Here is a 24,880-nt window from a genome sequence, read left to right as displayed (position 1 = left end):
AGTGGGTACCGTCGGGGGGTCATGGGTCGGGAGATCATCGGGCGGGATCATCCCGCGGGGCTGCTGCGCGCCGAGGTCGCGCGGGCGGCCGGCAGCCACGGTGGCCTCGTGCTGGTCACGGGCGAGGCGGGCATCGGCAAGACCACGCTGGTCACCGGCACCGCCGACGAGGCCCGGGCGCGCGGCGCGCTGGTGCTCGGCGGCGCCTGCTGGGATTCCGACAGCACGCCCGGCTACTGGCCGTGGACGCAGGTGGTCCGGGCGCTGCGCCGGGGCGCCACCGGCGAGGAGTGGGCCGCCGCCGACGAGGCCGGTGGCGCCGGGCTGTCGGTGCTGCTCGGCGATCGGGCCGGCGGCGACCCGATGGAGGGCTTCGAGCTATACGACGCGGTCACCAGCGCGCTGGTCGCGGTCTCCCACCACCGCCCGGTCATGGTGGTCCTCGACGATCTGCACTGGGCCGACACCGCATCGCTGCGGCTGCTGGAGTTCGCCGCGCAGCACACCTGGTTCGAGCGGCTGCTGATCGTGGCCACCTACCGCGACGTGGAGGTGGAGGCGGCCGACCATCCGCTCCGGCCGCTGATGGCACCGCTGGTCGCCAAGGGCACGACGATCACGCTGACCGGGCTGGAGCGCGACGAGGTGGGCGCGCTGATCGCCCGCACCGTGGGGCACGAGCCCGACGCCGACCTGGTGACCGAGGTGCACCTGCGCACCGGCGGAAACCCCTTCTTCGTGGAGCAGACCGCCCGGCTGTGGCGCAGTGGCGGCGGGGCCAGCGCGATCGCCCCGGGCGTGCGTGACGCCGTCAGCCGCCGCATGTCCATGCTGCCCGAGGCGGTCGTCAAGCTGCTGACCGCCGCGGCGGTGCTCGGCCGCGAGTTCCACCGCCGAGTGGTCGCCGCCACGCTGTCCGCGCCGGTGCCCGAGGTCGACCGCCTGCTCGACCACGCCATGGTGGCGCGGCTGGTGGTCGCGCTCGGCGAGGGCCGGTTCGCGTTCGCCCACGACCTGGTCCGCGAGACCCGGTACGAAGCACTCGACGACGCCGAGCGGCAGCTACTGCACGCCACGGTGGTCCGCGTGCTCGACCGCGACCTGCTCCTCCCCGCCGACCTGGCCCGCCACGCCTGGCTGGCCGGCGACGAGCTGGAGCCCGAGCACGTGGTCGGGGTGCTGCTGCGCGCGGCCCGCGACGCCGGGAGCCGGCTGGCGTTGGAGGAGTGCCTCGGGCACAACCGCCGGGCGTACGAGCGGACCGGCACGCTGCCGCGCCGCCGCGTGACGGTCGGGCTCGACCTCGCCCGCGAGCTGCGGCACGCCGGCGAGCGCGAGGAGGCGGGGCGGATCCACGCCGAGGTGATCGCCCTCGTCCGGGAGATCGGCGACCCCGAGCTGCTGGTCCGGGCGGCGCTGACCGGCTACTGGCACGAGTTGCCCGGCGACCGGGTCGCGCTGCTGCGCGAGGCGTACCAGTCGCTGGCCGGCGCGCCGTGGGAGGGCGGCGACGACGACCTGCTCCGCGACCTGGCCGCCCGCGCTGTCGAGCTGGCCCGGGAGCGGGGCGACGAGGAGGCGCTACAGGCGGCGATCTGGGCCCGCCACGACGCGATCTGGGGCCCGGGCAGCGCCGACGAGCGGGTCGAGCTCACCGCCGAGCTGATGCGGCTGGCCCGCCGCGACGACGACATGGGCGGTGTGTACTTCGCGGCCTCGTTTCGCTGGGTCGCGCTGCTGGAGCGGGGCGACCCGGCCTACCTCGACCAGTACGAGCAGTTCGTGGCGATCGCGAGCAGCGAGGGCAAGCCACGCTCGACCTTCTCGGCGTCGATCGACCAGACCATCATCGCCACCGTCAGCGGGCGCTTCCGTGACGCGGAGGCGACGCTCGAGCGGTCGGTCATCGGCGTCAGTGAGCACCACGAGCGGCCGGCGCACTTCGCGTACATGAACGATCACCTGCGCTGGTCGCTTCACCTGCTCCAGGGGCGATATGAGGAGCTGCCCGACCAGCAGACCGTGCTCGACGAGCGCCATCCGCACGGCCCGCTGCTGGCCGCGATCGCGGCGGCGGTGACCGGCGACCACGAGGCTGCGCTGCGCCTGCTGCCGCCGGCCGCGCCGCCCATGTGCGAGGCACTCTGGCTGCGCGCGCAGGCGCAGGTGGCGATCACCGCGGGCGACTCGCGGCTGCGCGAGAAGGCCCGGGCCGCGCTCGTGCCGTTCGCCGGTCGGTGGCTCGTCTCGCTCTTCGGCTGCGACATCAGCGGCCCGGTCGACCTGTGGCTCGGCGCGCTGGACGCGGCCGACGGGCGCTGGGACGACGCGGTCCACCGGCTCACCGCCGCGGCCGACTCGGCCGACCGGCTTCGGTCCCGTCCGTGGGCGATCGAGGCCCGCAGCCGGCTGGCGGGGGCGCTGGCCGGCCGGGGCTCGGGCACCGACGCCGCGGCGGCCGACGCGCTTCGGCGGCGCGCCTTGGCCGAGGCCGCCGAGATCGGGATGCGGCTGGCTGGTGCCGGCGGTGACGCCTCACCCCGGCCGCCTGGTGCAGGAGGTGACGCCTCACCCCGGCTGGCCGGTGCCGAGGGCGACGGCGCGGCCCGAGCGGGCAACGAGTTTCGCGTCGAGGGCGTGGTGTGGGTCCTCGGTTTCGCCGGTCGCACCGTGCACATGCCCGACGCCAAGGGGCTGCGCGATCTGCACCTGCTGCTCGGGCGGCCGGGAGGTGACGTCCCCGCCGTCGAGCTGCTCAGCCCCGAGGGCGGCGCGGTCGTGGTCGCGGCCCGGCGGATGGGCGGCGACCCGGTGCTCGACGAGGAGGCCAAGGCCCGGTACAAACAGCGGCTCGTCTGGCTCGACGACGAGATCGACCACGCCGCCTCCCGAGGTGACGACCGGCGGGCCGCCACGCTCGACCACGAGCGCAAGGCGCTGATCGACGAGTTGCGGGCGGCGGCCGGGCTGGGCGGCCGTACGCGCCGGCTGGGCGACGAGGCCGAGCGGGCCCGCAAGACGGTCACCGCCCGCATCCGCGACACGCTGCGCCGCCTGGACGAGAGCCATCCGGAGCTGGCCGCCCACCTGCGCGCCACCGTCTCCACGGGCGCCATGTGCCGGTACGACCCCGAGCCCGGGGTGAGCTGGCGCCTCTGAGGCTGTCGTGCCGTGCGGTTGTGAGACCGCGGAGGGCGGGGCCGCGGGAGCGGCGGTCTGGAGCACGACGGACATCGCGGTAGCCCGAATCTGCCTCGGACAGCCCTCAAGCGGAAAGGGCCCGGTGTGGTCCGGGACGCCTGAGGAGCGCCTAGGGTGTACGGCGTGGAGGCCACCGAGATCCGCAAGCTGGCCGCGCTCGAAGACGCCCACTGGTGGTACCGCGAGCGCCGGGCGCTGCTCGACCGGGCGCTGCGCCGGCTGGCCGCGGCCGACCCAGGGCCGAGCGGTGCGGGAGCCGCCGGCCGCCGGGCGCTGGACATCGGCGCCGCCGGCGGTGGCAACACACGCGTGCTGAAGCGACGCGGCTGGGCGCCGGTCGCGCTGGAGTACAGCGCCGAGGGCGCGGAGGTGGCCGCCGAGCGAGGGCTCGACGTGATCCGGGCGGACGCCCGCGCGCTGCCGCTGCCCAACGCGAGCCTCGACCTCGTCGTCGCGTTCGACATCCTGGAGCACATCGACGAAGATCACGCGGCGGCCGGGGAGATCCACCGTACGCTGCGGCCGGGCGGCACCGCGCTGATCGCCGTGCCGTGCGACATGCGGCTGTGGTCGGCGCACGACGTGGCGGTGGGGCACGTGCGGCGCTACACGCGGGAGTCGCTCACCACGGTCGTGGAGAAGGCCGGGCTGGTCATCGACGAGATCTGGAGCTGGAACGTGCTGCTCCGCCCGATCGCCGCCTGGCGCCGCCGCCGCTCCACCGGCAGTGACCTCGACGACCTGCCGGCGGTGGTCAACCTGGGCCTGACCGCGATCATCACCGCCGAGCGGTACCTGCCGGTCAAGTCGCTGCCCGGCGTCTCGCTCATGCTCCGCGCCCACCGCCCGTAGTGACCTGCCCGCCCCGCTAGATCGGATCTAGCGGGGGATCTCGCGCCTACCGGACGTGGAGCCGCTGCACGTTGCCGTGATCATCGGGAGCACTCGGGAGGGCCGGGTAGGCGACCGCATCGCCGGTTGGTTCGTGTCCCGGGCCGAGCGGCGCGACGGCATCGCGCTGCGCGTGCTCGACCTGCTCGACTACGACCTGCCCGACCGGTACCCGAGGACACCGACGCCGCCGGTCGCCGCGTTCGCCGCCGAGATCGGGCGGGCCGAGGCGTTCGTCGTGGTCACGCCCGAGTACAACCGCAGCTTCCCGGCCTCGCTCAAGCAGGCGATCGACTTCGCGTACGACGAGTGGCGGGCCAAGCCGGTCGGCTTCGTGTCGTACGGCTACCGCTCCGACGGCGTGTACGCGGTCGAGCAACTGCGCCCCGTCTTCACCGAGCTGCACGCCGTCACCATGCGTGACAGCGTGCGGTTCGACCTGATGCACGATCAGCTCGACGAGGAGGGGGACCACGCGGTCGGCACCATGCTCGACCAGCTCACCTGGTGGGGCCTGGCCCTGCGGGAGGGGCGCGCCGCCCGCCCGTACGTGTGACGAGAACCGGTACGTGTGACGAGAACCGGTACGTGTGACGAGAACCGGTACGTGTGACGAGAACCCGTACGTGTGACGAGAACCGGTATGTGTGACGAGAAACCCCGTACGTGTGACGAGAAACGGAGAAAGACAACATGAGTGGACTGGCGATCGAGACCAGGGGACTGGTCAAGGTGTTCGGCAAGACCCGCGCGGTGGACGGCATCGACCTGGCCGTCCCCGCCGGCGCGGTGTACGGCGTGCTCGGCCCGAACGGCGCCGGCAAGACCACCGCCGTACGCATGCTCGCCACGCTGCTGCGGCCGGACGGGGGTGATGCCCGCGTCTTCGGCCACGACGTGCTGCGAGAACCGGACGAGGTACGCCGAAAGGTGAGTCTCACCGGCCAGTACGCGTCGGTCGACGAGGACCTGACCGGCGCGGAGAACCTGATACTGCTGGCCCGGCTGCTCGGGCACCACAAGCGGGCCGCGCGGCGGCGTGCGGAGCAGTTGCTGGAGGCGTTCGGGCTGACCGAGGCGGCCGGCAAGCAGGTCAAGAACTACTCCGGCGGTATGCGGCGGCGGATCGACATCGCGGCCAGCATCCTCAACACGCCCAAGCTGCTCTTCCTGGACGAGCCCACCACCGGGCTCGACCCGCGCAGCCGCAACCAGGTGTGGGACATCGTGCGGGCCGTGGTCTCGCACGGTACGACGGTGCTGCTCACCACGCAGTACCTGGACGAGGCGGACCGCCTGGCCAGCCGGATCGCGGTGATCGACATGGGCCGCGTGATCGCCGAGGGCACGCCGGGCGAGCTGAAGTCGTCGGTGGGCGCGGGGGCGGTGCACGTACGGCTGCGCGACCCGGAGCAGCGGACCGAGGCGGAGTGGCTCCTGACCCGCACGCTCGGCGGGCAGGTGGTGCGCGAGCCCGACCCGGTCGCGCTCACCGCCCGCGTCTCGGCCGACGGCGACGGCAGCAGCGACCGGCGTACAGCCGAGCAGGCCGCCGCCGCGCTCACGGCGCTCGCCGAGGCGGGCATCACCGTGGACGACTTCTCCCTCGGCCAGCCGAGTCTGGACGAGGTGTTCCTGGCCCTGACCGACCGCACCGCCCGGGAAGCGGAGACCACTGTGGACAAGGAGGCGACGGCATGACCGCCGCGACGACGACGGTTGAGTCCGGGGAGAGCAGCGGCCGCGCGTTCTCGCCGGAGACGCTCCAGGCGGTTCTGGCACCGGGGGAGGCGCCGCCGAGGCCGAGTTGGTTCTCCGCCTCGGTCACGTTCGGCTGGCGGGCGATGCTGAAGATCAAGCATGTGCCCGAGCAGCTCTTCGACGTGACGGCCTTCCCGATCATCATGACGCTGATGTTCACGTACTTGTTCGGGGGCGCGCTGGCCGGCTCGACCACCGAGTACCTTCAGTTCCTGCTCCCCGGCATCATGGTGATGAGCGTCGTGATGACCACGATGTACACCGGCGTCGCGGTCAACACCGACATCGCCAAGGGGGTCTTCGACCGGTTCCGCACGCTGCCGATCTGGCGACCCTCCGCGATGATCGGCTACCTGCTCGGCGACGCGTTGCGGTACACGCTGGCGTCCCTGGTCATCCTCGGCGTCGGCCTCGTCCTCGGCTTCCGGCCGGAGGGCGGTGTGGTCGGTGTGACCGCGGGCATGGGCGTGCTGGTCGCGTTCTCGTTCGGGTTCTCGTGGATCTGGACGATGTTCGGCCTGCTGCTGCGCAGCGAGAAGTCGGTGATGGGGATCAGCATGATGGTGCTGTTTCCGCTGACGTTCCTCAGCAACGTCTTCGTCGACCCGAGCACGATGCCGGGATGGCTGCAGGCGTTCGTCGATGTCAACCCGATCTCGCACCTGGTCGGCGCGGTGCGCACGCTGATGGAGGGCGGCTGGGACACCACCGGCATGGCCTGGGTCGTCGTCTCCGGCGTGCTCTTCACGGTGGTCTTCGGCACGCTGACGATGCGCCTCTACAACCGGCGCTGAGCCGCCTGTACGGGGCCCTCCCTCGGGAGGGCCCCGTCACGCTACAGCGGGATGTTCGACTACAGCGGGATGTTCGACTACAGCGGGATGTTCGACTACAGCGGGATGTTCGACTACAGCGGGATGTTGCCGTGCGCGCCCCGCGCCGCCGGCGCGGCGGCCAGCGCCTCGGCGATCCGCCGCCGGGTCTCTTCCGGTTTGATCACGCCGTCGACCACGCCGATCTCCAGCGCCCGGCCGACGCCGCCGGCGACCCGGGTCTGCTCCTCGACGAGCCGCACGCGCAGTGCCTCGCGTTCCTCGATCGGGGCGGCGGCGAGCTTCTTGCGGTGCAGGATGTTGACCGCCGCCGAGGCGCCCATGACCGCGAGTTCCGCGTTGGGCCAGGCGAAGACCGCGGTCGCCCCGAGCGAGCGGGAGTTCATCGCGATGTAGGCGCCGCCGTACGCCTTGCGGGTCACCAGCGTCACCCGTGGCACGACCGCCTCGGCGAACGCGTGCAGCAGCTTCGCGCCGCGCCGCACCACGCCGTCCCACTCCTGGCCCAGACCCGGCAGGTAGCCGGGCACGTCGACCAGCACGATCAGCGGTACGCCGAGCGCGTCGCACATCCGCACGAAGCGGGCCGCCTTCTCGGCGCTGGCCGAGTCGAGGCAGCCGCCCAGGCGCAGCGGGTTGTTGGCGATGACCCCGACCGTACGGCCGGCGAAGCGGCCCAGCGTGGTTACGATGTTGGGCGCCCAGCGGGCGTGCAGCTCGACCGATTCGCCGTCGAGCAGCGCCCTCACCACCGGCTTGACGTCGTACGCCCGGTTTGCCTCGGGCGGCATCGCGGCGGCCATGTCGTGCCCGCCGTCGGTGCCGACCGGGACGTCGGCGGGGGAGAGGCGACCCTGGTGGCCGAGCAGGTGGGCCAGCTTGCGCGCCTCGGCCAGCGCCGACGCGTCGTCCTTGGTGGTCACGTGCACCACGCCCGAGCGGCGCCCGTGCGGCTCGGGGCCGCCGAGGCGCTCCATGTCGACCTGCTCGCCGGTGACCGAGCGGACCACCTCCGGGCCGGTCACGAAGATCCGGCCGGCGCCGGCCATAACCACGATGTCGGTCAGCGCCGGCCCGTACGCCGCGCCGCCCGCCGCCGGGCCGAGCACCACCGAGATCTGCGGTACGCGCCCCGAGGCCCGCACCATCGCCGCGAAGACCTGACCGACCGCGTCGAGGGCGAGCACGCCCTCGGCCAGCCGGGCGCCACCGGAGTGCCAGAGCCCGAGCACCGGAACGCGCTCGCGTACCGCCGCGTCGATCGCGTCGGCGATGTGGCGGCAGCCCTCGCCGCCCATCGCGCCTCCCATCCTGGTGCCGTCGGTGGCGTACGCGACCGCGGGCGTGCCGTCGATCTCGCCCCGGGCCCACAGGACGCCGGAGTCGTCACGCGGGATCATCAGCCGCAACGACCCGGTGTCGAAGAGGGCGCGCAGCCGTACCTCCGGGTCGCGGTGGTCGACCGCGGCCGCGTCGGCGGTGACAGGCGTGGTGGTGGTCACGGCGGCTCCTCTGGTCAGGGACGCGCGAAGAGCAGCGCGACGTTGTGACCGCCGAAGCCGAACGAGTTGTTCAGCGCGACGGGGATGTCGAGGTGCCGGGCCTTGTGCGCGGCAACGTCGAGCAGTCCGTCTTCGGGGTCTTCGAGGTTGATCGTGGGCGGGATGACCCCGTCACGGATGGCCAGGATCGTGGCGATGGTCTCCACCGCGCCGGCCGCGCCGAGCAGGTGACCGGTCATCGACTTGGTCGAGGTGAGCACCAGGTGGTCGCCGAGCGCGGCCCGCAGGCCGGCGACCTCGACCATGTCACCGGTCGGCGTGGACGTGGCGTGCGCGTTGACGTGCACGATGTCCTTGCCGCTCAGATCGGCGTCGGCGAGCGCCTTGCGGACGGCCCGGATGAAGCCGGCCCCCTGCGGGTCGGGCTGCACGATGTCGAACCCGTCCGAGGTGACGCCGGCGCCGGCCAGGCGCGCGTACACCTTGGCGCCGCGGGCCTTGGCGTGGTCGGCCCGCTCCAGGACGATGACGCCGGCTCCCTCGCCCAGGACGAAGCCGTCGCGCCCCTTGTCCCACGGGCGGGAGGCCCGCTCGGGATCGTCGTTGCGCACCGACATGGCCCGCATGGAGGCGAAGCCGGCGATCGGCAGCGGGTGCACGACCGCCTCGGTGCCGCCGGCCACGACCACGTCGGCGCGGCCCGAACGGATGATGTCGAGGCCGAGCGAGATCGCCTCGGCGCCGGTGGCGCAGGCGCTGGCGACCGAGTGCACGCCGGCCTTGGCGCCCAGTTCGAGGCCGACCCAGGCGGCCGGGCCGTTGGGCATCAGCATCGGCACGGTGTGCGGCGAGACCTTGCGGGGCCCGGAGGTCTCCAGGATGTCGTCCTGGGCCAGCAGCGTCATCGCGCCGCCGATGCCGCTGCCGACGCTGACCCCGAGCCGCTCGGTGTCGAGCCCAGCGTCGGCGAGGCCGGAGTCGGCCCACGCCTCGTGCGCGGCGATCAGGGCGACCGCCTCGGAACGGTCGAGCCGGCGCATCTTGACCCGCTCGATCTTCTCGGACGGCTCGACCGCGAGCTGCGCGGCGATCCGTACCGGGAGGGACTGCGCCCACTCCTGGGTGAGCGGACCCACCCCGGAGCGGCCGGCAAGCATTGCGTCCCAGGTGGACGCGACGTCCCCGCCCAACGGGGTGGTCGCGCCGAGCCCGGTGACGACGACGTCGGTGGAAGGCATGATCAGGCGTTGCTCTCGATGTAGGAGACAGCGTCACCGACAGTCTTGAGGTTCTGCACCTCGTTGTCTGGGATTTTGACGCCAAACTTCTCCTCGGCCGCGACTACGACCTCGACCATCGAGAGCGAGTCCACGTCGAGATCGTCGGTGAACGACTTCTCCTCGGCCACGTCGTCCGGGTTTACACCGGCGACCTCTTCGAGGATCTCGGCGAGGCCGGCGATGATCTCGTCACGGGTCATGGGGATTGTTTCCTCTCCTGCAATGGGATCGTCTGGTAGTTGTTGCCCGCGCGCCGCGAGGGCGGCTCGCGCGCCTTTGCTGCCGCCTGTGGACCTCAGTCGCTTTGGTCGCTTCGCTCCCGCTGCTCGGTGTCCGCGGACGGCGGCAAAGCTCACGGACAGCGGATCACCTGTCCGGCGTATGTGAGGCCGCCGCCGAAGCCGAACAGCAGCACCGGGGCGCCGGAAGGCACCTCGCGCCGCTCGATCATCTTCGACAGGGCCAGCGGCACGCTGGCCGCGGAGGTGTTGCCCGACTCGACGATGTCCTTCGCGATCACCGCGTTGGGGACGCCGAGTCGCTTGACGATACCGTCGATGATTCGGGCGTTCGCCTGGTGCGGCACGAAGGCCGCGAGCTCTTCCGGCTCGATGCCCGCCCGCTCGCACGCCTGCCGGGCGAGCGGGGCCAGCATCGTGGTGGCCCAGCGGAAGACCGTCTGACCCTCCTGCTGGATGTACGGCTGCCAGCCCTCGATCCTGAGCACGTCGCCCTTCTCCGGCGCCGAGCCCCACACGACCGGCCCGATGCCCGGCGGCTCGCCCTCGGACGACGCGGTGACTACCGCCGCGCCAGCCGCGTCACCGAAGAGCACGCAGGTGGAACGGTCGCTCCAGTCGGTGATGTCGGAGAGCTTCTCCGAGCCGATCACGATGACGTTGCTGGCGGCGCCGGCCCGGATGGCGTGGTCGGCGGTGCCCAGCGCGTACGAGAAGCCGGAGCAGGCGGTGTTGACGTCCATCGCGGCGGGCGCGGCGATGCCCAGCTTGTTGGCGACCCGGCTGGCCACGTTGGGGCAGCGGTCGATCGAGGAGCAGGTGGCCACGACCACCATGTCGATGTCGGCCGCGGTGAGGCCGGAGGCGGCAAGTGCCTTGCCGGCGGCGGCGCTGGCCATGTCGGCGACGGTCTCGCTCTCCGCGATCCGGCGGGTCGCGATGCCGACGCGGTCGCGGATCCACTCGTCGTTGGTGTCCACGATCGCGGCGAGGTCGTCGTTGGTGACGAGGCGGGACGGCTGGTAGTGACCCATCGACAGGATGCGCGAACCGGCCATTAGAGATGTCCTCCGATGCGGGCGAGGGGCTGGCCCGGGGCGACCGGGTCATCGTGGTGCGCGAGCCACTCGGTCAGGACACCGGCGTCGTGCGCGGCGACCTCGACCGGCCCCTGGCGGGTGGCGACATGGCCGATCACCTGGCCGGAGGCGATGTCGTCGCCCTCGGCCAGGCCGGCTGCGGGCTCGAAGGTGCCGGCGCTCGCCGAGACCACGACCCGAAACTGGGGGGTCGGCTCGTGGTCGGGCGCGACGCCGTGGCGGGCGATCAGGTCGCGGGCCGCGGCCAGGTCGGCGGGAGTGTTGAGGGAGACCATCTCGGGTACGCCGGTGGCGGCCAGCTCTCGCTTGATCAGCCCGGTCAGCGTGCCGGCGGGGGCCAGCTCGATCACGGCGGTGACGCCGAGGTCGGCGAGCGTACGCATGCACAGGTCCCACCGCACCGGGGCGGTGACCTGGCGGACCAGCCGCTGGAGCAGCTCGCGACCGTGGTTGACGGCGGAACCGTCCAGGTTGGACAGCACGATCTTGCTCGGGTCGGCGGGCGTGATCCCGGCCGCAACGGCGGCGAGCGCCCGCTCGGCGGGCGCCATGAACGGTGTGTGGAACGCGCCGGCCACCTGAAGCGTGCGGACCCGCGCGCCGGCGGGGCGCTCGGCGGCCAGCTTTTCCAGCTTGTCGATCGCGCCGGCCGCGACGATCTGGCCGGCGCCGTTGCGGTTGGCGGGGTAGAGCCCGTACTGCTCGATCGCGGCCACCACCTCTTCGGGCTCGCCGCCGAGCAGCGCGGCCATGCTGGTGGGCTCGAGAGCGCAGGCGGCGGCCATCTCACGGCCGCGCACGCCGGCGAAGGTGATCGCCGCCTCCGGCGAGAGCACCCCGCCCAGCGCGGCCGCGCCCACCTCGCCGACGCTGTGGCCGGCGACGACGGAGACGTCGTACATGGGGAGGTGCTCGGCGGCCAGGAGCGCGGCGGCGACCAGGAGCGGCTGCGTGCGCGCGGTGTCCCTGATCTCGTCGGCGCCGGCCTCGGTGCCCAGGTGCACCAGGTCGACCCCGGCCAGGGCCGACCACCACCGCAGGCGCGCCTCGGTGCCGGGCAGCTCCAGCCATGGGGCGAGGAATCCGGGCTTCTGGGAGCCCTGTCCGGGCGAGAGTACGGCGAGCACGACTAAGACTTTCCTTGATACTCACGGGTCAGGTGGTTGCTGGCATACACCAAACCACACTACGGACTTTGTGGAGACCCTACAAAGATCGCAGATTACGCCCTAAGGAGCGTTCAGGCTGTGGTCTGCGTCATAGGCGCAGGCGGATCGAGCCGTCCGATCGTGAGCGCCACCCGCAGGGCAAACCCGTCCCGCGGGGTCAGCGGCGACAGGCCGGTGACGTCGGCGACCCGGCGGAGCCGGTAACGCACCGTGTTCGGGTGGACGAAGAGTGCCCGGGCCGCGCCCTCCAAAACCCCGCCGGCGGCGAAGAACGCGTCGAGGGTGTCCAGCAGCTCGCCGCCGACCCGCAGCAGGCTGCCGTACACATCCTGCCGGAGGCGGCGACGGGCCTCGACGTCACCGGCGAGCGCGCGCTCCGGGAGCAGGTCGCTGGCGGCCACCGGGCGCGGGGCGGCGGGCCATCCGGGCGCCGCGCGGAAGCCGGCCAGCGCCGCCCGCGCCGACTCGGTCGCCTCGTCGAGCGTGGTCACGGCCGGACCCACCACGACCGGACCCGCGCCGAAGCCGGCCAGCAGCTTCGCGGTCGCGTCGAGGGGGTCGGTGGCGCCGCCCAGCACGAGCACGAGCCGGTCGCCGTGGACGCCACCGATGATCTCCACGCCGATCCGCCGCGCCGCCCGGTAGACCGTGTGCAGCACCGCGGCCGCCTCGCCGCCCGGGGAGCGCCCCACCGCGACCGCCACCGGCGGGGCGTCCGCCCAGCCCAGCGCGGCCGCCCGGCTGGCCAGTACGTCCGAGGAGTCGCCACGCAGCAGCGCGTCGACCAGCAGGGCCTGGAGCCGCGCGTCCCAGGTGCCACGCGACTCGGCGGCCCGCGCGTAGACCCGGGCGGCCGAGAAGGCCACCTCCCGGGAGAAGCGCAGCACCGCCTCGCGCAGGGCGGCCTCCTCGCCGGAGGCGGCCAGGTGCCCCACCTGCTCCTCGGCCACGTCGATGGTGACCTTGACCAGCGCCACCGTCTGCTGGAGTGAGATCGAGCGGGCCAGCGCGGTCGGCGCCGCCTCGAAGATCTCGTCGGCGAGATCCTGCGTGGGCCGCCGGCCGTCCCGCCGCAGCCACTCCACCAGGGAACGCACGCCCGCCTGGGCCACCAGCATGACCCAAGCCCGCTGGTCGGCCGGGAGCTCGCGGAACCAGGGGAGGGTCTCGTCCATGCGGGCCACGCTCGCGGTCGCGAGGGCGCCGGCGGACCGCTCGATCCGCCGCACGGTCTCGCTCAGCGCGGCGCCGTCGTCACTTCCCGGTGGCACCGAACCATTTTCAACTGGAGAGCGCGGCGCCTGCACGCCAGGTCCTCACTCGGCCGTGGTTCATTGATCCAGACTGTCATGCCGGCGTCCGTGCCACTATGGCCAAGATGATCGCCCGCCCTCCGCCGGTCGTGCCGCTCGTGTCACTGGCCGCGTTTCTCGCGCTGATGGCGGTCGTGCTCGGCGACTGGGCCCCGATCGAACGGCTGGACATCGCGCTGAGCGAAGACCTGCGGCGGTACGGCACCGACCACCCCGGCCTGATCGACGTACTGCGCGTGGCCACCGACGTCGCGGCGACCCTCCCCTTCGTGGCGGCCGGCGTCATCGCCACCGTGGCCCTGCTGCTGCGCCGGCACCGCCCGGAGGGGTACCTCGTCGCCTGGGTCACCGCGCTCGTGCCGGTGCTGTGGGGCCTCATGCACTGGACGCTGCACCGCCCCCGCCCACCGTACGGCTTCGTCTTCGTCGGCAGCAACGGCTTCCCCAGCGGCCACACCTCGCAGGCCGCGTCGGCCGCGCTGGTGGCGGTGCTGCTGCTCTGGCCACACCTGGCGCGCTGGGCCGGGCGGCACTGGTGGCGGGCGCGGCGGCGTTCGCGCTCTTCGTGGCCGCGAGCCGCGTGCTGCTGCTCGCCCACTGGCCGACCGACGTTCTGGGCGGCTGGCTGCTGGCCCTGACGGTGGTGCCGCTCACCGCCCGCGCGGTGACCGCCCGCACCTATCGGCACAGCTAGGGCCGGTCAGGAGACGTCGGCGAGCTCCTGCGACGTGCGTTCGCTGGCGCGCAGTGCCTCCGTCGTGACACCGGGGAGATCGTTGCTCAGGCTCAACACGCGCTCGAGCTCGTCTCGATTTGCCCTCGCCGCCGCCAGGGGGAGCGCCTTTGGCGAGACACGCGGCACGACCCACTCGGAGGTCAGGATCAGCACTCCTCGACGGGCCATGCCCAGGAAGGCGGCGCGCCCGGCCTTGTGAGCAACCCACTCGGCCATCAAGACAGTCGGGTCGTCAAGCAGCTCTTCGACCTCGTCTCGCTCCAACGGAAGGTAGATCCAGAGCTGATGCTCCTGGCCATGACCATGCACCATCCAGCCGAGGATGGGCACATCGTCAATCTCCAATATCAGGAGCGAGGGGACCCCGTTGTATTCGTCGAGCACGACGCTGTCGGTGCGACCGACCGACGCGACGTGGGCATAGTGCCCGGGAGTGGGCCCATGCGTGACACGAACGGCCATCACGGCGCTCCCTCCTGAAAGCACAGCTCAAACGCGGCCTGGGTCTCATCGTCCCACGGAACGGGGCCGTCTGGCACATAGACCGACACGTGGCCGGGGTTTCGCGCCGTCGGCGACGACACCACGGCGAAGCCGGCCGCGCGAAGCTGGCCCGCGGTGGTGTGCCGCACCCGATCCCGCACGTCCGGAAATCGGCCGGTGACGATCCGCGTCACCTGGTCGACCGTGCAGGGACCCACGGTCAAGCTCTGGGCGCTCTCGCGGTCGGGACGAGGACCCGTCCTGAAGGTCTGCTTGGCTCCCTCGCGCCCATATTGGGCAAGCACGACGTCATCCGATATGTCACGCGCGCTCGATCTTGGTCGTCGTGGCAGCGCCACACGCCATCCGTCCTTTCGCCGTGCCGATCACTGCCGAGCTTCGGTTCGGGTCCGATGTTGGCGCGCGCTGCCGTTGGGGGACATTGGCCGATCATTCGGTCTATTCCTAGATCGACAAGTTGAGGTCCTGGGCGAGGATCGCGGCCTGTACGCGACTTCGCAGCCCCAGCTTGGTCAGGATCCGGCTGACGTGGGTCTTCGTGGTCGACCCGGCCATCGCCAGGCGCTCGGCGATCTCCTGGTTGGACAGGCCGAGCCCGAGGCAGGCGAGTACGTCTCGCTCGCGCGGGGTGAGGGCGGCCACCGCTTCGCGCAGGGCGGCGGGCGCGCCGGGCGCGGTGGCGGCGAACGCGCTGATCAGCCGGCGGGTCACGCCCGGCGCGATGATGCCGTCCCCGCGGGCGACGGTGCGGACCGCGGCCACCAGGCCCTCGGCGTCGGTGTCCTTGAGCAGGAAGCCGGCCGCGCCGGCCCGGAGGGCGCCGAAGACGTACTCGTCCAGGTCGAACGTGGTCAGCACCAGCACGTCGGCCAGCCCTTCGGCGACGATCTCGCGCGTGGCGGAGATGCCGTCCAGGCGTGGCATGCGTACGTCCACGATCGCCACGTCGGGGCGGAGGTCGCGGCAGAGCGCCAGCGCCTCCTCGCCGTCGGCGGCCAGGCCCACGACCTCCACGTCGGGCGCGCCGTTCAGGATCATCGTCAAGCCCGCGCGGACCGCGTCCTGGTCGTCCGCGACGACCGTCCTGATCATCGCGGTCACGCGGCGGCCTCCGCGGTGGGGAGTTCGGCGTACACACGCCACCGGCCGTCCTCGTGACCGGCGTCGAAGCGGCCGTGCAGCAGCGCCGCCCGCTCGCGCATGCCGATCAGGCCGGCGCCCGCCCCGGGTACCGGGGATCCGCTGTTGATGGGGTTTTCCACGGTGAGCGTGATCGCGGCGGTGCGGTACTCGACCGCCACGTTCGCCCGCCCCGTGCCGTGCTTCAGCGCGTTGGTGAGCGACTCCTGCACGATCCGGTACGCCGCCAGGTCGACCCCCACTGGCAGCGGCCGGGGCTCGCCGGTGGTCGCCACGCTCACCGTCAGGCCGGCACCGCGCGCCTGGGCGATGAGCTGGTCCAGCTCGGCGAGGCGGGCGCGGGTGGGCTCGTCCTCGGTGGCGCCCTCGCGGAGCAGGTCGATCATCTGGCGCATCTCGGCGAGCCCTTGCACGCTGTTCTCCCGGATCACCTTGAGCGCCTGCTCGACCGCCGCCGGGTCGCGATCGTGCACGGACAGGGCTGCGGTGGCGTGGATGGCCGCCGCGCTCATGTGGTTGGCGATCACGTCGTGCAGCTCGCGGGCCATGCGCGTGCGCTCGGCGGTGACGGCCTGGCGGCGGTCCAGCTCGACGAGGCGGGCGGTCTGCTCGGCGCGGGCCCGCTCGGCGGCGGCCTGGTCGCGGTACTGCCGCACGCTGATCGCCGTCACCACCGGGAGAATAAGGATCAAAACCGCGGGTACGGCCAGTTGCAGCCCTCGCCACGAGCCGGCGAGGATCGGGCCCGCCACGGCCGCGGCCGCGCTCAGCACGATGCCGATGCGCAGCAGCACGCGCCACATGCGCGCCGAGCCGTACAGGCAGGCGTCGTAGAGGACCTGCGAGTACACCAGCAGCGTGCCGAGTGAGCTGCCCAGCGCGACGTCGGTGGCGACGGCGACCGTGCCGAGCGCGAGGCAGGTGCGGGTGGCGACGCGGCGCAGGGCCAGCGCCACGCAGGCGACCACGAGCGACGGTACGTAGAGCGCTGTGGGCACGTCGATCGGCCACGGCTGGACGGTGTGCGCGATGCCCAGCGCGAGCATGACGAGCCCGCCGGCCAGCGAGAGGCCCGCCAGGGTCAGGTCACGCCGCATTGCCCGGGACACGTTCCGATCACATCACAGGTGGGGCCGCGCGACGTCCGACCGCGTGACGAGCCGTGGTGCGCGGGCGTCCGTCAAAGGATGTACGCGGATTCCCGCTCGGCGGGCGAGGGCGAGCCGCCGAGGTCCGGCGAGGCTGGGATGCGTGGCCCGCTGGCGGGCGGTATCGCCTTTGTCGGTGATTCGAGCCGGACCGAACAGCTCAGCCGGGCTGACCGGGCGCTCGTCGTCTGGATGATCGCTTTCCCACTGTGGGCCACGTTATTTCCGGCTCGGGCCAAGGAGTGATGTAGTAGGCAGCGGGGGTGCCTGGTACAGGCGGTGATCCGCCGGTGAGGAGATCGATATATGGCGCACGGGGAGGCCGAGCACGGCAGCGCCGAGAGCGAGCAGCACTACCTGCTGGGCGAGCACGGGTTGCCCGGCAGGCAACTGCGGTGGGTCTGCGGGGCCGGGCCGCAGCCGGTGGAGGAGTCGGTGCCGTCCGGCGCCTCCGGGGCGGTGTCGGCCGAGGCTGACGCGCAGCCCGTTCCGCTGGTGGAGCCACCGGCGGACGAAGGGCGCACGGTCGTGCCCGAGCGGCACGGCCCGGCGGTCTGCCGGTCCAGCCGGTCGGGGTGGGCGGGGGCCCACCGGCACGGTGCCGTACGCCCCCGGGCCCGCGCGACACGGCGGGAGCGCCCGCCGGGCCGGTGGTGCTGAGCGCCCTCTCTAGGCTGTACGAGTGCGGGCAAAACAGCAGATTCTGGACGAAGCGCTAGCCCTGGCCGACGAGCGCGGCCTGGCGGCGGTCTCGATGCGTGCCGTCGCGCGACGGCTGGGGCTGACCTCGATGGCGCTGTACCCGTACGTCGGCACCAAGGACGACCTGCTCGACGGGCTGGTCGACCGCCTGCTCGCCGAGCTGCTGCCCGCCGGTGCCGTGCCGGACGGCCGCCAGCCGGGCGACTGGCGCGAGCGGCTGCGCGCCGTGGCGCGTGCCGCACGGGCGCTGGCGAGCGCTCACCCGGGCGCGTACCCGCTGCTCATGGACCGCCCCTCGGCCACGCCGGACGCCCTGCGCGTGGTCGACCTGATCTACGCCGCATTGCTCGACGCGGGTGTGCCCGAGCCGGAGATACCTCGCCTGGAGCGCATGCTCTCCACGTTCGTGCTGGGGTATGCCACGTCGGAGGTCAACGGGCGGTTTGCCGCCAGGCACCACGGCGCCGAGGCGGCCGCCGACCAGCGGGAGCTGCCGGCCCACCAGCGGCTTTCCCGGTGGCTGGGCGGCGACGTCGACTGGGACGCCGAGTTCGAGGCCGACCTGCGCGACCTCATCCACCTGATCGAGTCCATCGCGGACCGTCCGCGATCCTAGACAGAATCCGGGCTACCGCGACGTCCGCCGTGGTCAAGACCGCCGCTCCCGCGGCCTCGCCCTCCGCGGTCCACGACCTCGGCTAGCGCGTGCGGCGGCGGACCAGCAGCGAGATGCCCGCCAGCCCCAGCGTGATGACCAGCACCACGGCGCCGTTGAGCAGCAGCACCTCGCGCAGGTCGCCGAGCAGCTTGTCGAGGTCGCGGCCTGGGTTGAGCGTGTCTTCGTCGAAGACGCGCTCGCCGCCACCGATGCCGCCGTGCAGCGTCTCCGGCTTTTCCGGCAGCGGCACGCCGGTCGCCCGCAGCGTCTCGGACATCGTCAGCCGCCCGTAGAACCACGCGTTGGTCGTCTTGCGCTTGTCGGGCTGCTTGGCCGGGCGGAAGGCGCGCGGCCCGCCGGCGGCCAGCGGGTAGAGGTCGTAGGTCTGCTTGGCCTGCTCGCCGACGTGCACGACCACCGTGTACTTCGGGCCGAGGTTGCCCGCCTTGGGCGAACTGGTCTGGCCCTTGGCATCGGCCAGCCAGCTCACCTGGCTCAGCACGGCCGCGAAGAGCTCCGGCGCGGGCTTGGACCGCACCGTGATCGGCTCGGCCAGATCGTCACCGGCGATCGTGATGGTGTCGGGCTTCGGCGGCGCGGCGAGGACCGGCGAGGGAGCGAGCAGGGGCGCGGCGATGGCGACGAGGACCGCTCCGCTCATGAACCACCGGCGGCTCACCCCTGCGACCATGACCGACCTCCCCGCCCCGATGGATGGCCTCGCCCGTGGTGCCGGCCGACGATCCGCTTTAACCAAAGACTCCGCCAAGTCCTGTGTGGTTGCATGCGCTGACCAGGTTTTTGGAACTATCTGCGATCATCGCTTGGCTGACGACAGGCCCATTCATTCGGCGGCCGAATCGTAACCGTCCGCACGCGAGCGTGGGGGGCCGGGGTTCAGGGCACGACGTTGTGGTCATGTCTCCTCCTCGAGGTTTCTCTCCACCCCTCGGTCGGAGCCGCCCGCCGCTTCTTGACACCGATCCAGCGGTGCGCCAGAGAGAGGCCATGTGCGTCCTATGTGGTCGACGCTGAGTTGGCGGGTCATCACCAACAGCGAAGTCGGCGTACCGTGAGCCGCTATCCCCGCAAGGCGCCTCAGACCCTCGGGCGATCTTCATGGTGTCCCACCTTCACCAGGAGGAGAAGGGCACGGATGTAAACGTCGCCACACACCTGCTCGTCGACATCCTCGAGGAGCGCGTTGACGGCGTGGTCGTGATCTCCAACGACAGTGACCTCCGGCTGCCGGTGCTGACCGCGCGCGCACGCGTGCCCGTGGGTCACGTCAATCCACGCTCGGGATTGTTCGCCGGCGATCTGGCGGGCACGAAAGACGAAGGCGTCGGCAACCATTGGTGGCGCAAGCTGACGGCGGTGGACTATTTGCGCCATCAACTGTCCGATCCGGCCGGCGGCTACGCCAAACCGGCGGGCTGGTGAGGTGGCGAAGCCGCCACCTCACCGCTAGACTTCTCCGTATTACTCACCCGGTCCCTTGTGGGCCGGGTCTTTTAATGCCTGCGGTCCCGTCAGGGGAGGCGGACGCGGGCGGCCTCGATGCGGGCCAGCGTGCGCTCCTTGCCGAGCACCACCAGCGACTCAAACAGCGGCAGCCCCACGCCCTGGCCGGTGACCGCGACCCGCACCGGGGCCTGTGCCTTGCCGAGCTTGAGACCGCGCTCGGCGCCGACCGCCTCCAGCGCCGCCTTCAGCGACTCGGCGTCCCACGAGGGGAGGGCGGCGAAGGCGGCGGCAGCGGCGCCGAGCAGGTCGCCGGCGCCCTCCTTCATCGCCTTCGCCCACGAGGCCTCGTCGATCTCCGGAGACGGTACGAAGAGGAAGTCGACGTTGGGGACGATCTCGCTCAGCACGGTGATCCGGGTCTGGGCGAGCGGCGCCACCGCGGCGAAGGCGGCCGGGTCGAAGTCTTCCGGGCGCCAGGGGGGCGGCGGGATCGTCTCGGTGCCGGTGAGCCACGGCTGGCAGGCCTCGACGAAGCCGCGCTCGTCGAGGGCGCGGATGTACTCGCCGTTGAAGGCGCGCAGCTTCTTCTCGTCGAAGAACGCCGGCGACGGGTTTACCTCCTCGAGCCGGAACTCCTCCTCGATCACCGACCAGGGCACGATCTCCCGGTTGCCGCTCGGCGCCCAGCCGAGCAGCATCAGGTAGTTGCGCATGGTGTCGGCGAGGTAGCCCTCGTCGCGGTACGCCTCCAGCGCCACCTTGTCGCGCCGCTTGGAGAGCTTCTGCCGCTTCTCGTTGACGACGACCGGCAGGTGTGCCCAGACCGGCGGCTTCACGCCCAGCGCGTCCCACAGCAGCTGCTGCTTCGGCGTGTTGGGCAGGTGCTCCTCGGCGCGGATCACGTGCGTGATGCCCTGTGTCATGTCGTCGACGACGTTGGCCAGCAGGAAGACGGGCGAGCCGTCGCCGCGGGCGATCACGAAGTCTTCCAGCAGCTTGTTTTCCCAGGTCGGTTCGCCGCGGATGAGGTCGACCACGACGGTGAGGCCGTCGTCGGGGGTGCGGAAGCGCAGCGCCCGGCCGGGGCCCGCGGTCAGGCCGCGGTCGCGGCAGAAGCCGTCGTATCCCTGGTACTGCGAGCCGGTGCGGGCCTGCACGTCCTCGCGGGTGCAGTCGCAGTAGTACGCACGGCCGGCGGCGAACAGCTTGTCGGCGGCGGCGCGGTGCTCACCGGCATTGGCCGACTGGAAGTACGGACCCTCGTAGGTGCCGCGCGTGATGCCGATCCAGTCGAGCGCGTTGAGGATGCCCTCGGTCCACTCGGGGCGGTTGCGGGCGGCGTCGGTGTCCTCGATCCGCAGGACGAAGGCGCCGCCTTGCTGCTTCGCGTAGAGCCAGCTCTGCAACGCCGAGCGGGCACCGCCGACGTGGAACATACCGGTCGGAGAAGGGGCGAAGCGCGTGCGTACGGTCACGCCACCGAGCGTATCCGTACGACGAATACGCTGCCGAGGAGGGTGACGACGGCGGTCAGCGCGTACAGCGTGGGGTAACCGCCGAGGTGTACCACGATCGGGGCACTCATCGCCGGGCCGAGCACCTGCGGGGCCGAGTTGGCGATGTTGATAACGCCCAGGTCCTTGCCCCGGTCGGTGGCGCGAGGGAGCACCTGCGTGATCAGCGCGGCGTCGACGGCCAGGTAGACGCCGTATCCGGCACCGAGCAGCACCGCCGCCACGACCGCCGTCGCCCAGAGCGGCCAGACGGCCAGCAGGACCGCCGCCACCGCCATGATCACGCCGGACCAGATCACGAAGACCTTGCGGCGCCCGGAACGGTCGGAGAGCCGTCCCGCCACCACCGCCGTGGCCATCATGCCCGCCGTGTAGATCAGGATGAGGACGAGCAGGCCACCCTCGGGATCGTGGTACCCCACCCCATCCTGGAGGAAGTAGAGCAGGTAGAGCGTGCCGAGCGCGTTGCCGACCTGGACGAGGAAGCGCGTGCCCCAGGCCCAGGCGAAGTCCGGATGGCGGCGCGGGCTGATCCACAGCCCGGCGAGGAGCGGGGCTCTCGGCCGGTGCGTACGCGGCAGCGGGTCGTCCGGCGTGAGCAGGGCGAAGGGCAGCGCCAGGATCAGCACGGCCACCGCGACCGCGTAGTACCCCGCCTTGTTCTCGGTGAAGATCGCGGTGACCAGTACGGCGCCGACGACCAGGCCGAGCGACTGCGGGATGCCGACCCAGCCGGAGACGCCACCGCGCTGCGCCACCGGTACCCGGTCGGGAATCGCGGCGGTGAGCGTGGCCAATGCGGCGTTGAAGCACACCTGCGCGGCGATCCAGCACACCGCGACGCCGACGATCGTGCGCTGCTGGCCCAGGATCGCCAGCGACACCGCGCCGAGGATCGCGCTGGAGAACGTCCACACGTGGCGCCGCCCGTAGTCGCGGCCGCCGAGACGCGGGCTGGTGCGGTCGGAGAGCGCACCGGCCAACGGGTTGGCGATGACCGCCGCGAGCGCGCCGAGCGCTGTCACCCAGCCGAACATCGCCTCCTTGTTGGCCGGGTCGATCAGCTCCACCTGGTTGGGCAGCAGCACCTGGATCGGTGTGAAGAACGCCATCCACACGCCGAGGTTGGCGCTGAACAGAAGCGCGATCCAGCTTCGCCGCACCGGTACGGTCGGCTCGGCGAGCGCGGCGGGCAGCGGTGCGATCCCGGCGGTCATCGGGAGGCTCTGATGAGATCCCGGTACCAGGCGTACGACGTCTTCGGCGTGCGCAGCTGCGTGTCGTAGTCGACGTGCACAAGCCCGAACCGCTTGGTGTACCCCTCGGCCCACTCGAAGTTGTCCAGAAGGGACCAGACGAAGAAGCCGCGTACGTCCACACCAGACTCGATGGCCGTCCGAACCGCTGCGATATGCCCGTCCAGATAGGACACACGCTCGGGGTCGTCGATCCCGTCGTACGCGCAGCCGCTCTCGGTCACGTGGATCGGCGGGAGCGCGTCGCCGTACTCCTCCTTGAGCCACACGAGCAACTCGCGCAGGCCGTCCGGGACGACCGGCCAGCCGAACGCCGTGGTGGGGTAACCGGAGAGCGGCTCGAACTCGAACGGCAATGGGCTGTCTGGAGTGGACGGTGCACGTACCCCGGTGGGGTTGTAGTAGTTGACGCCCAGCGCGTCGAGCGGTGTGGCGATCGTGTCGAGGTCGCCGTCGTGTACCACCGTCGGGTCGAGGCCCAGCTCCGGATAGCCGCGCCCGAGCAGTGGGTCGGTGAAGAGCCGGTTGTGCAGGGCGTGATAGGCGGCCGCAGCCTCCGCGTCGCCATCACTCACAGGCCAGACGGGGGAGTAGTTGTTGGTGATCGCTACCGCGCCGGAGCTGTGCGACCGCAGCCGCGCCACCGCCAGCCCGTGGCCGAGCAACTGGTGGTGCGCCACGGGGAGCGCGCCGAAGAGGAGAGTCTGGCCGGGCGCGTGCTCGCCGGTGGCGTATCCGAGGGTCATGTGGATGAACGGCTCGTTGAGCGTGATCCAGAGTCGCACGCGGTCGCCGAGTGCCTGGGCGACCAGCTCGGCGTAGTCGGCGAAGCGGAAGGCCGTGTCTCGGCTCAGCCAGCCGCCCTTCTCCTCCAGCGCCTGCGGGAGATCCCAGTGGAAGAGCGTGACCACCGGGTCGATCCCCTTGGCCAACAACGCGTCCACGAGCCGGTCGTAGAACGCGACGCCGGCCGGGTTGGTCGGGCCGGTGCCGTCGGGCTGGACACGCGGCCACGCCACCGAGAAGCGGTAGGCGTCGACGCCGAGCCCGGCCATGAGGTCGACGTCCTCCTGGTACCGGTGGAAGTGGTCGCACGCGATGTCGCCGGTGGCGCCGTCGGCGATCCGCCCCGGCTCGTGGGCGAACGTGTCCCAAATGGACCTGCCTCGCCCGCCCTCGGTGACGCCGCCCTCGATCTGGTAGGCCGCCGTCGACACACCCCAGGTAAAGGCCACTCCCGACCTCCTAGAACGCGAAAGATCCTCGCACTCTAGTCGGCGACATCGATCCCGGGGAACCCCTTCGCCAGGGCCGAACGGACGGTCCTGCTCGACGGTCCGAACGGGGTCACCGTGCCGTCCTCCCACACGCCCTCGATCCGGCCGTCGACCACGAGCGCGGGCGAGATCCACCCCTGCGGGCGGGACACCTTGGCCTTGTGCGGGCCGGTCACGACCCGATCGAGCTGGCGCAGGCTCCCCACCGTGTACGGGTCGAAGGCGGGCAGCAGGTGCACCGAGGCGGGGCGCTTCCGGGCCACCTCGCCGACCAGCGCCGCCGGCATCGAGCCGCGACCCAGGTGGGCAGGTCGTCGGCGGGCAGCAGGTGCAGCGTGCCGCGGGCCGCCCAGGTCTTGACCAGCCGCCGCTTGCCCCACAGCTCCCCGTCGACGCTCTCGGCGGTGGCGCCGCCGGCGACCCGCAGGTCGAGCGCGGTCACCGCGGATGCGGCGAGCTGGGCGTGCACGCCACCGAGCCGCCGGGCCACCGCCGCCGTGTCCTCACCCCGCGTGGAGCCGAGGAACTGCCGCTCGATCCGCCAGCGAAGTATCTGATCCCACGTCGGCTTTGTCATGATCCCCCGCATCGCGGTCGGGGTCGCCCGCTGCGGGCGAGCCCGAGAGGGCGCGACGGGCCTGGGCGCCGGCAGCGGCCGCCGCGGCGGAACCACTATAAGTGGTCACCAGTGTGCCCGGAACACCTCGCGATCCACGGCGGCCCGCCAGCCGGGGTCGCCGGCGTCGGTACGCAGGGCGGTGAGCGCGGCGATGGCGCCGTCGACAAGGTCGGCCCAGTCGTACGGGGCGCCCGCCGCGCCCTTCTGCATCAGGAACGCGAGGCCCGCGGAGTTGCTGATCGCCCAGCCGCCTCGCCGAGGCGCCCGCCGGCCGGCGTCGCCGCCCTGATCGCTGACCAGCCGCACGTGGAAGGGGTAGCCGACCTCGCCGCCCGGCTTGGTCACCGCGATGTGCGCGCTGGCCGGCTCGGCGCCGAAGATGTCGCGCAGGAACGTGGGCGCCGGCGCCTCGACGACCACCTCGACGCCGTCGCCGTACTCCCCGGGGTCGCCGGTGGCGGCGACCCCGCGGAGGAGTTCGACCACGACCGACGGGTCCCGCCGGTCGAAGACCACCCATTCCATGCGGCTCACCCCGTCAAGGATGGCCGCATGGAACAAGACCGGTGG

The 24,880-nt window shown here is 72.2% G+C and carries 27 protein-coding genes; 9 read left to right on the top strand and 18 right to left on the bottom strand.

Annotation, left to right across the window (positions count from 1 at the left end; genetic code table 11):
* The first annotated feature begins 21 nt into the window (after window positions 1–21).
* The 5 genes from ACFFIA_RS36895 (at window position 22) to ACFFIA_RS36875 (ending at window position 6,647) form a co-directional block, all read left to right on the top strand.
* Complete coding sequence (locus ACFFIA_RS36895; protein WP_377260486.1) at window positions 22–3,159, top strand: ATP-binding protein; 3,138 nt, start codon at window positions 22–24, stop codon at window positions 3,157–3,159.
* 165 nt (window positions 3,160–3,324) lie between these two features.
* A complete protein-coding gene (locus tag ACFFIA_RS36890; protein WP_377260484.1) occupies window positions 3,325–4,053 on the top strand; it encodes a class I SAM-dependent methyltransferase in 729 nt (242 codons plus the stop codon).
* 37 nt (window positions 4,054–4,090) lie between these two features.
* On the top strand, window positions 4,091–4,648 hold the full coding sequence (locus ACFFIA_RS36885) for an NADPH-dependent FMN reductase (protein ID WP_377260647.1): 558 nt from the start codon (window positions 4,091–4,093) through the stop codon (window positions 4,646–4,648).
* Window positions 4,649–4,785: 137 nt separating this feature from the next.
* Window positions 4,786–5,793 carry an ATP-binding cassette domain-containing protein gene (locus tag ACFFIA_RS36880; RefSeq protein ID WP_377260482.1) on the top strand — a complete coding sequence of 336 codons (1,008 nt, stop codon included), beginning with the start codon at window positions 4,786–4,788 and terminating at the stop codon, window positions 5,791–5,793.
* The gene (locus ACFFIA_RS36875; protein ID WP_377260480.1) at window positions 5,790–6,647 is read left to right on the top strand and encodes an ABC transporter permease; all 858 of its coding nucleotides are present in this window, start codon (window positions 5,790–5,792) and stop codon (window positions 6,645–6,647) included. Before ACFFIA_RS36880 ends, ACFFIA_RS36875 begins: the two co-directional genes overlap by 4 nt.
* Before the next feature lie 113 nt (window positions 6,648–6,760).
* Here the strand turns inward: ACFFIA_RS36875 and ACFFIA_RS36870 are convergent, their stop codons facing one another.
* The 7 genes from ACFFIA_RS36870 to ACFFIA_RS36840 all read right to left on the bottom strand — a co-directional run bounded on the left by ACFFIA_RS36870 (window position 6,761) and on the right by ACFFIA_RS36840 (window position 13,606).
* On the bottom strand, window positions 6,761–8,188 hold the full coding sequence (locus tag ACFFIA_RS36870) for an acyl-CoA carboxylase subunit beta (RefSeq protein WP_377260478.1): 1,428 nt from the start codon (window positions 8,186–8,188) through the stop codon (window positions 6,761–6,763).
* A 14-nt stretch (window positions 8,189–8,202) separates the two neighbouring features.
* The gene (gene fabF / locus ACFFIA_RS36865; RefSeq protein WP_377260476.1) at window positions 8,203–9,426 is read right to left on the bottom strand and encodes a beta-ketoacyl-ACP synthase II; all 1,224 of its coding nucleotides are present in this window, start codon (window positions 9,424–9,426) and stop codon (window positions 8,203–8,205) included.
* A 2-nt stretch (window positions 9,427–9,428) separates the two neighbouring features.
* Window positions 9,429–9,668, bottom strand: a complete 240-nt coding sequence (locus ACFFIA_RS36860; protein WP_377260474.1) for an acyl carrier protein — start codon at window positions 9,666–9,668, stop codon at window positions 9,429–9,431.
* Window positions 9,669–9,820: 152 nt separating this feature from the next.
* Entirely contained in the window at window positions 9,821–10,765 is a 945-nt protein-coding gene (locus ACFFIA_RS36855; protein ID WP_377260472.1) for a beta-ketoacyl-ACP synthase III, read from the bottom strand.
* Window positions 10,765–11,934, bottom strand: coding sequence for an acyltransferase domain-containing protein (locus ACFFIA_RS36850; protein WP_377260470.1), 1,170 nt, complete (start codon window positions 11,932–11,934; stop codon window positions 10,765–10,767). The genes ACFFIA_RS36855 and ACFFIA_RS36850 overlap by 1 nt, the downstream gene beginning before the upstream one ends.
* A 113-nt stretch (window positions 11,935–12,047) precedes the next feature.
* Window positions 12,048–13,247: a PucR family transcriptional regulator gene (locus ACFFIA_RS36845; RefSeq protein ID WP_377260468.1), complete on the bottom strand. Its 1,200-nt coding sequence runs from the start codon at window positions 13,245–13,247 to the stop codon at window positions 12,048–12,050.
* 143 nt (window positions 13,248–13,390) lie between these two features.
* Complete coding sequence (locus tag ACFFIA_RS36840; RefSeq protein WP_377260466.1) at window positions 13,391–13,606, bottom strand: hypothetical protein; 216 nt, start codon at window positions 13,604–13,606, stop codon at window positions 13,391–13,393.
* A 50-nt stretch (window positions 13,607–13,656) separates the two neighbouring features.
* Between ACFFIA_RS36840 and ACFFIA_RS36835 the strand changes: the two genes are divergently transcribed.
* On the top strand, window positions 13,657–13,983 hold the full coding sequence (locus ACFFIA_RS36835; protein WP_377260464.1) for a phosphatase PAP2 family protein: 327 nt from the start codon (window positions 13,657–13,659) through the stop codon (window positions 13,981–13,983).
* A 6-nt stretch (window positions 13,984–13,989) separates the two neighbouring features.
* On the opposite strand, the gene ACFFIA_RS36830 is transcribed toward ACFFIA_RS36835, so the two are convergent.
* The 4 genes from ACFFIA_RS36830 to ACFFIA_RS36815 form a co-directional block, all read right to left on the bottom strand.
* Window positions 13,990–14,487 (bottom strand): hypothetical protein, encoded by a 498-nt coding sequence (locus ACFFIA_RS36830; RefSeq protein WP_377260462.1) that lies wholly within the window; start codon window positions 14,485–14,487, stop codon window positions 13,990–13,992.
* The gene (locus tag ACFFIA_RS36825; RefSeq protein ID WP_377260460.1) at window positions 14,487–14,702 is read right to left on the bottom strand and encodes a hypothetical protein; all 216 of its coding nucleotides are present in this window, start codon (window positions 14,700–14,702) and stop codon (window positions 14,487–14,489) included. Before ACFFIA_RS36825 ends, ACFFIA_RS36830 begins: the two co-directional genes overlap by 1 nt.
* Before the next feature lie 271 nt (window positions 14,703–14,973).
* Window positions 14,974–15,621 carry a response regulator gene (locus ACFFIA_RS36820; protein ID WP_377260644.1) on the bottom strand — a complete coding sequence of 216 codons (648 nt, stop codon included), beginning with the start codon at window positions 15,619–15,621 and terminating at the stop codon, window positions 14,974–14,976.
* 5 nt (window positions 15,622–15,626) lie between these two features.
* Entirely contained in the window at window positions 15,627–16,778 is a 1,152-nt protein-coding gene (locus tag ACFFIA_RS36815) for a sensor histidine kinase (protein ID WP_377260458.1), read from the bottom strand.
* A gap of 345 nt (window positions 16,779–17,123) precedes the next feature.
* Here ACFFIA_RS36815 and ACFFIA_RS36810 point away from each other — a divergent pair, with 345 nt between their 5' ends.
* Both ACFFIA_RS36810 and ACFFIA_RS36805 read left to right on the top strand, forming a co-directional pair.
* Window positions 17,124–17,477: a hypothetical protein gene (locus tag ACFFIA_RS36810; protein ID WP_377260456.1), complete on the top strand. Its 354-nt coding sequence runs from the start codon at window positions 17,124–17,126 to the stop codon at window positions 17,475–17,477.
* 22 nt (window positions 17,478–17,499) lie between these two features.
* Window positions 17,500–18,135 carry a TetR/AcrR family transcriptional regulator gene (locus ACFFIA_RS36805; protein WP_377260454.1) on the top strand — a complete coding sequence of 212 codons (636 nt, stop codon included), beginning with the start codon at window positions 17,500–17,502 and terminating at the stop codon, window positions 18,133–18,135.
* An 82-nt stretch (window positions 18,136–18,217) separates the two neighbouring features.
* Here the strand turns inward: ACFFIA_RS36805 and ACFFIA_RS36800 are convergent, their stop codons facing one another.
* On the bottom strand, window positions 18,218–18,868 hold the full coding sequence (locus ACFFIA_RS36800; RefSeq protein WP_377260452.1) for a hypothetical protein: 651 nt from the start codon (window positions 18,866–18,868) through the stop codon (window positions 18,218–18,220).
* Window positions 18,869–19,296: 428 nt separating this feature from the next.
* Between ACFFIA_RS36800 and ACFFIA_RS36795 the strand changes: the two genes are divergently transcribed.
* Window positions 19,297–19,620, top strand: coding sequence for a PIN domain-containing protein (locus ACFFIA_RS36795; RefSeq protein ID WP_377260450.1), 324 nt, complete (start codon window positions 19,297–19,299; stop codon window positions 19,618–19,620).
* 89 nt (window positions 19,621–19,709) lie between these two features.
* Here the strand turns inward: ACFFIA_RS36795 and gltX are convergent, their stop codons facing one another.
* The 6 genes from gltX to ACFFIA_RS36765 form a co-directional block, all read right to left on the bottom strand.
* Window positions 19,710–21,119, bottom strand: a complete 1,410-nt coding sequence (gene gltX / locus ACFFIA_RS36790) for a glutamate--tRNA ligase (protein WP_377260448.1) — start codon at window positions 21,117–21,119, stop codon at window positions 19,710–19,712.
* A complete protein-coding gene (locus ACFFIA_RS36785; RefSeq protein WP_377260446.1) occupies window positions 21,116–22,375 on the bottom strand; it encodes an MFS transporter in 1,260 nt (419 codons plus the stop codon). The genes gltX and ACFFIA_RS36785 overlap by 4 nt, the downstream gene beginning before the upstream one ends.
* Window positions 22,372–23,649, bottom strand: a complete 1,278-nt coding sequence (locus ACFFIA_RS36780) for a GH1 family beta-glucosidase (RefSeq protein WP_377260444.1) — start codon at window positions 23,647–23,649, stop codon at window positions 22,372–22,374. The genes ACFFIA_RS36785 and ACFFIA_RS36780 overlap by 4 nt, the downstream gene beginning before the upstream one ends.
* Before the next feature lie 35 nt (window positions 23,650–23,684).
* Window positions 23,685–23,867 carry a hypothetical protein gene (locus tag ACFFIA_RS36775; RefSeq protein ID WP_377260442.1) on the bottom strand — a complete coding sequence of 61 codons (183 nt, stop codon included), beginning with the start codon at window positions 23,865–23,867 and terminating at the stop codon, window positions 23,685–23,687.
* Window positions 23,864–24,268: a DNA glycosylase AlkZ-like family protein gene (locus ACFFIA_RS36770; RefSeq protein WP_377260440.1), complete on the bottom strand. Its 405-nt coding sequence runs from the start codon at window positions 24,266–24,268 to the stop codon at window positions 23,864–23,866. The genes ACFFIA_RS36775 and ACFFIA_RS36770 overlap by 4 nt, the downstream gene beginning before the upstream one ends.
* A 105-nt stretch (window positions 24,269–24,373) precedes the next feature.
* On the bottom strand, window positions 24,374–24,844 hold the full coding sequence (locus ACFFIA_RS36765; protein ID WP_377260438.1) for a hypothetical protein: 471 nt from the start codon (window positions 24,842–24,844) through the stop codon (window positions 24,374–24,376).
* Window positions 24,845–24,880 lie beyond the last annotated feature (36 nt).

The organism is Phytohabitans kaempferiae (assembly GCF_042433955.1).
GTDB classification, from domain to species: Bacteria; Actinomycetota; Actinomycetes; order Mycobacteriales; family Micromonosporaceae; genus Phytohabitans; species Phytohabitans kaempferiae.
Note: the sequence above shows the minus strand (reverse complement) of the source record. Positions and strands in the feature narration are given on the sequence as shown.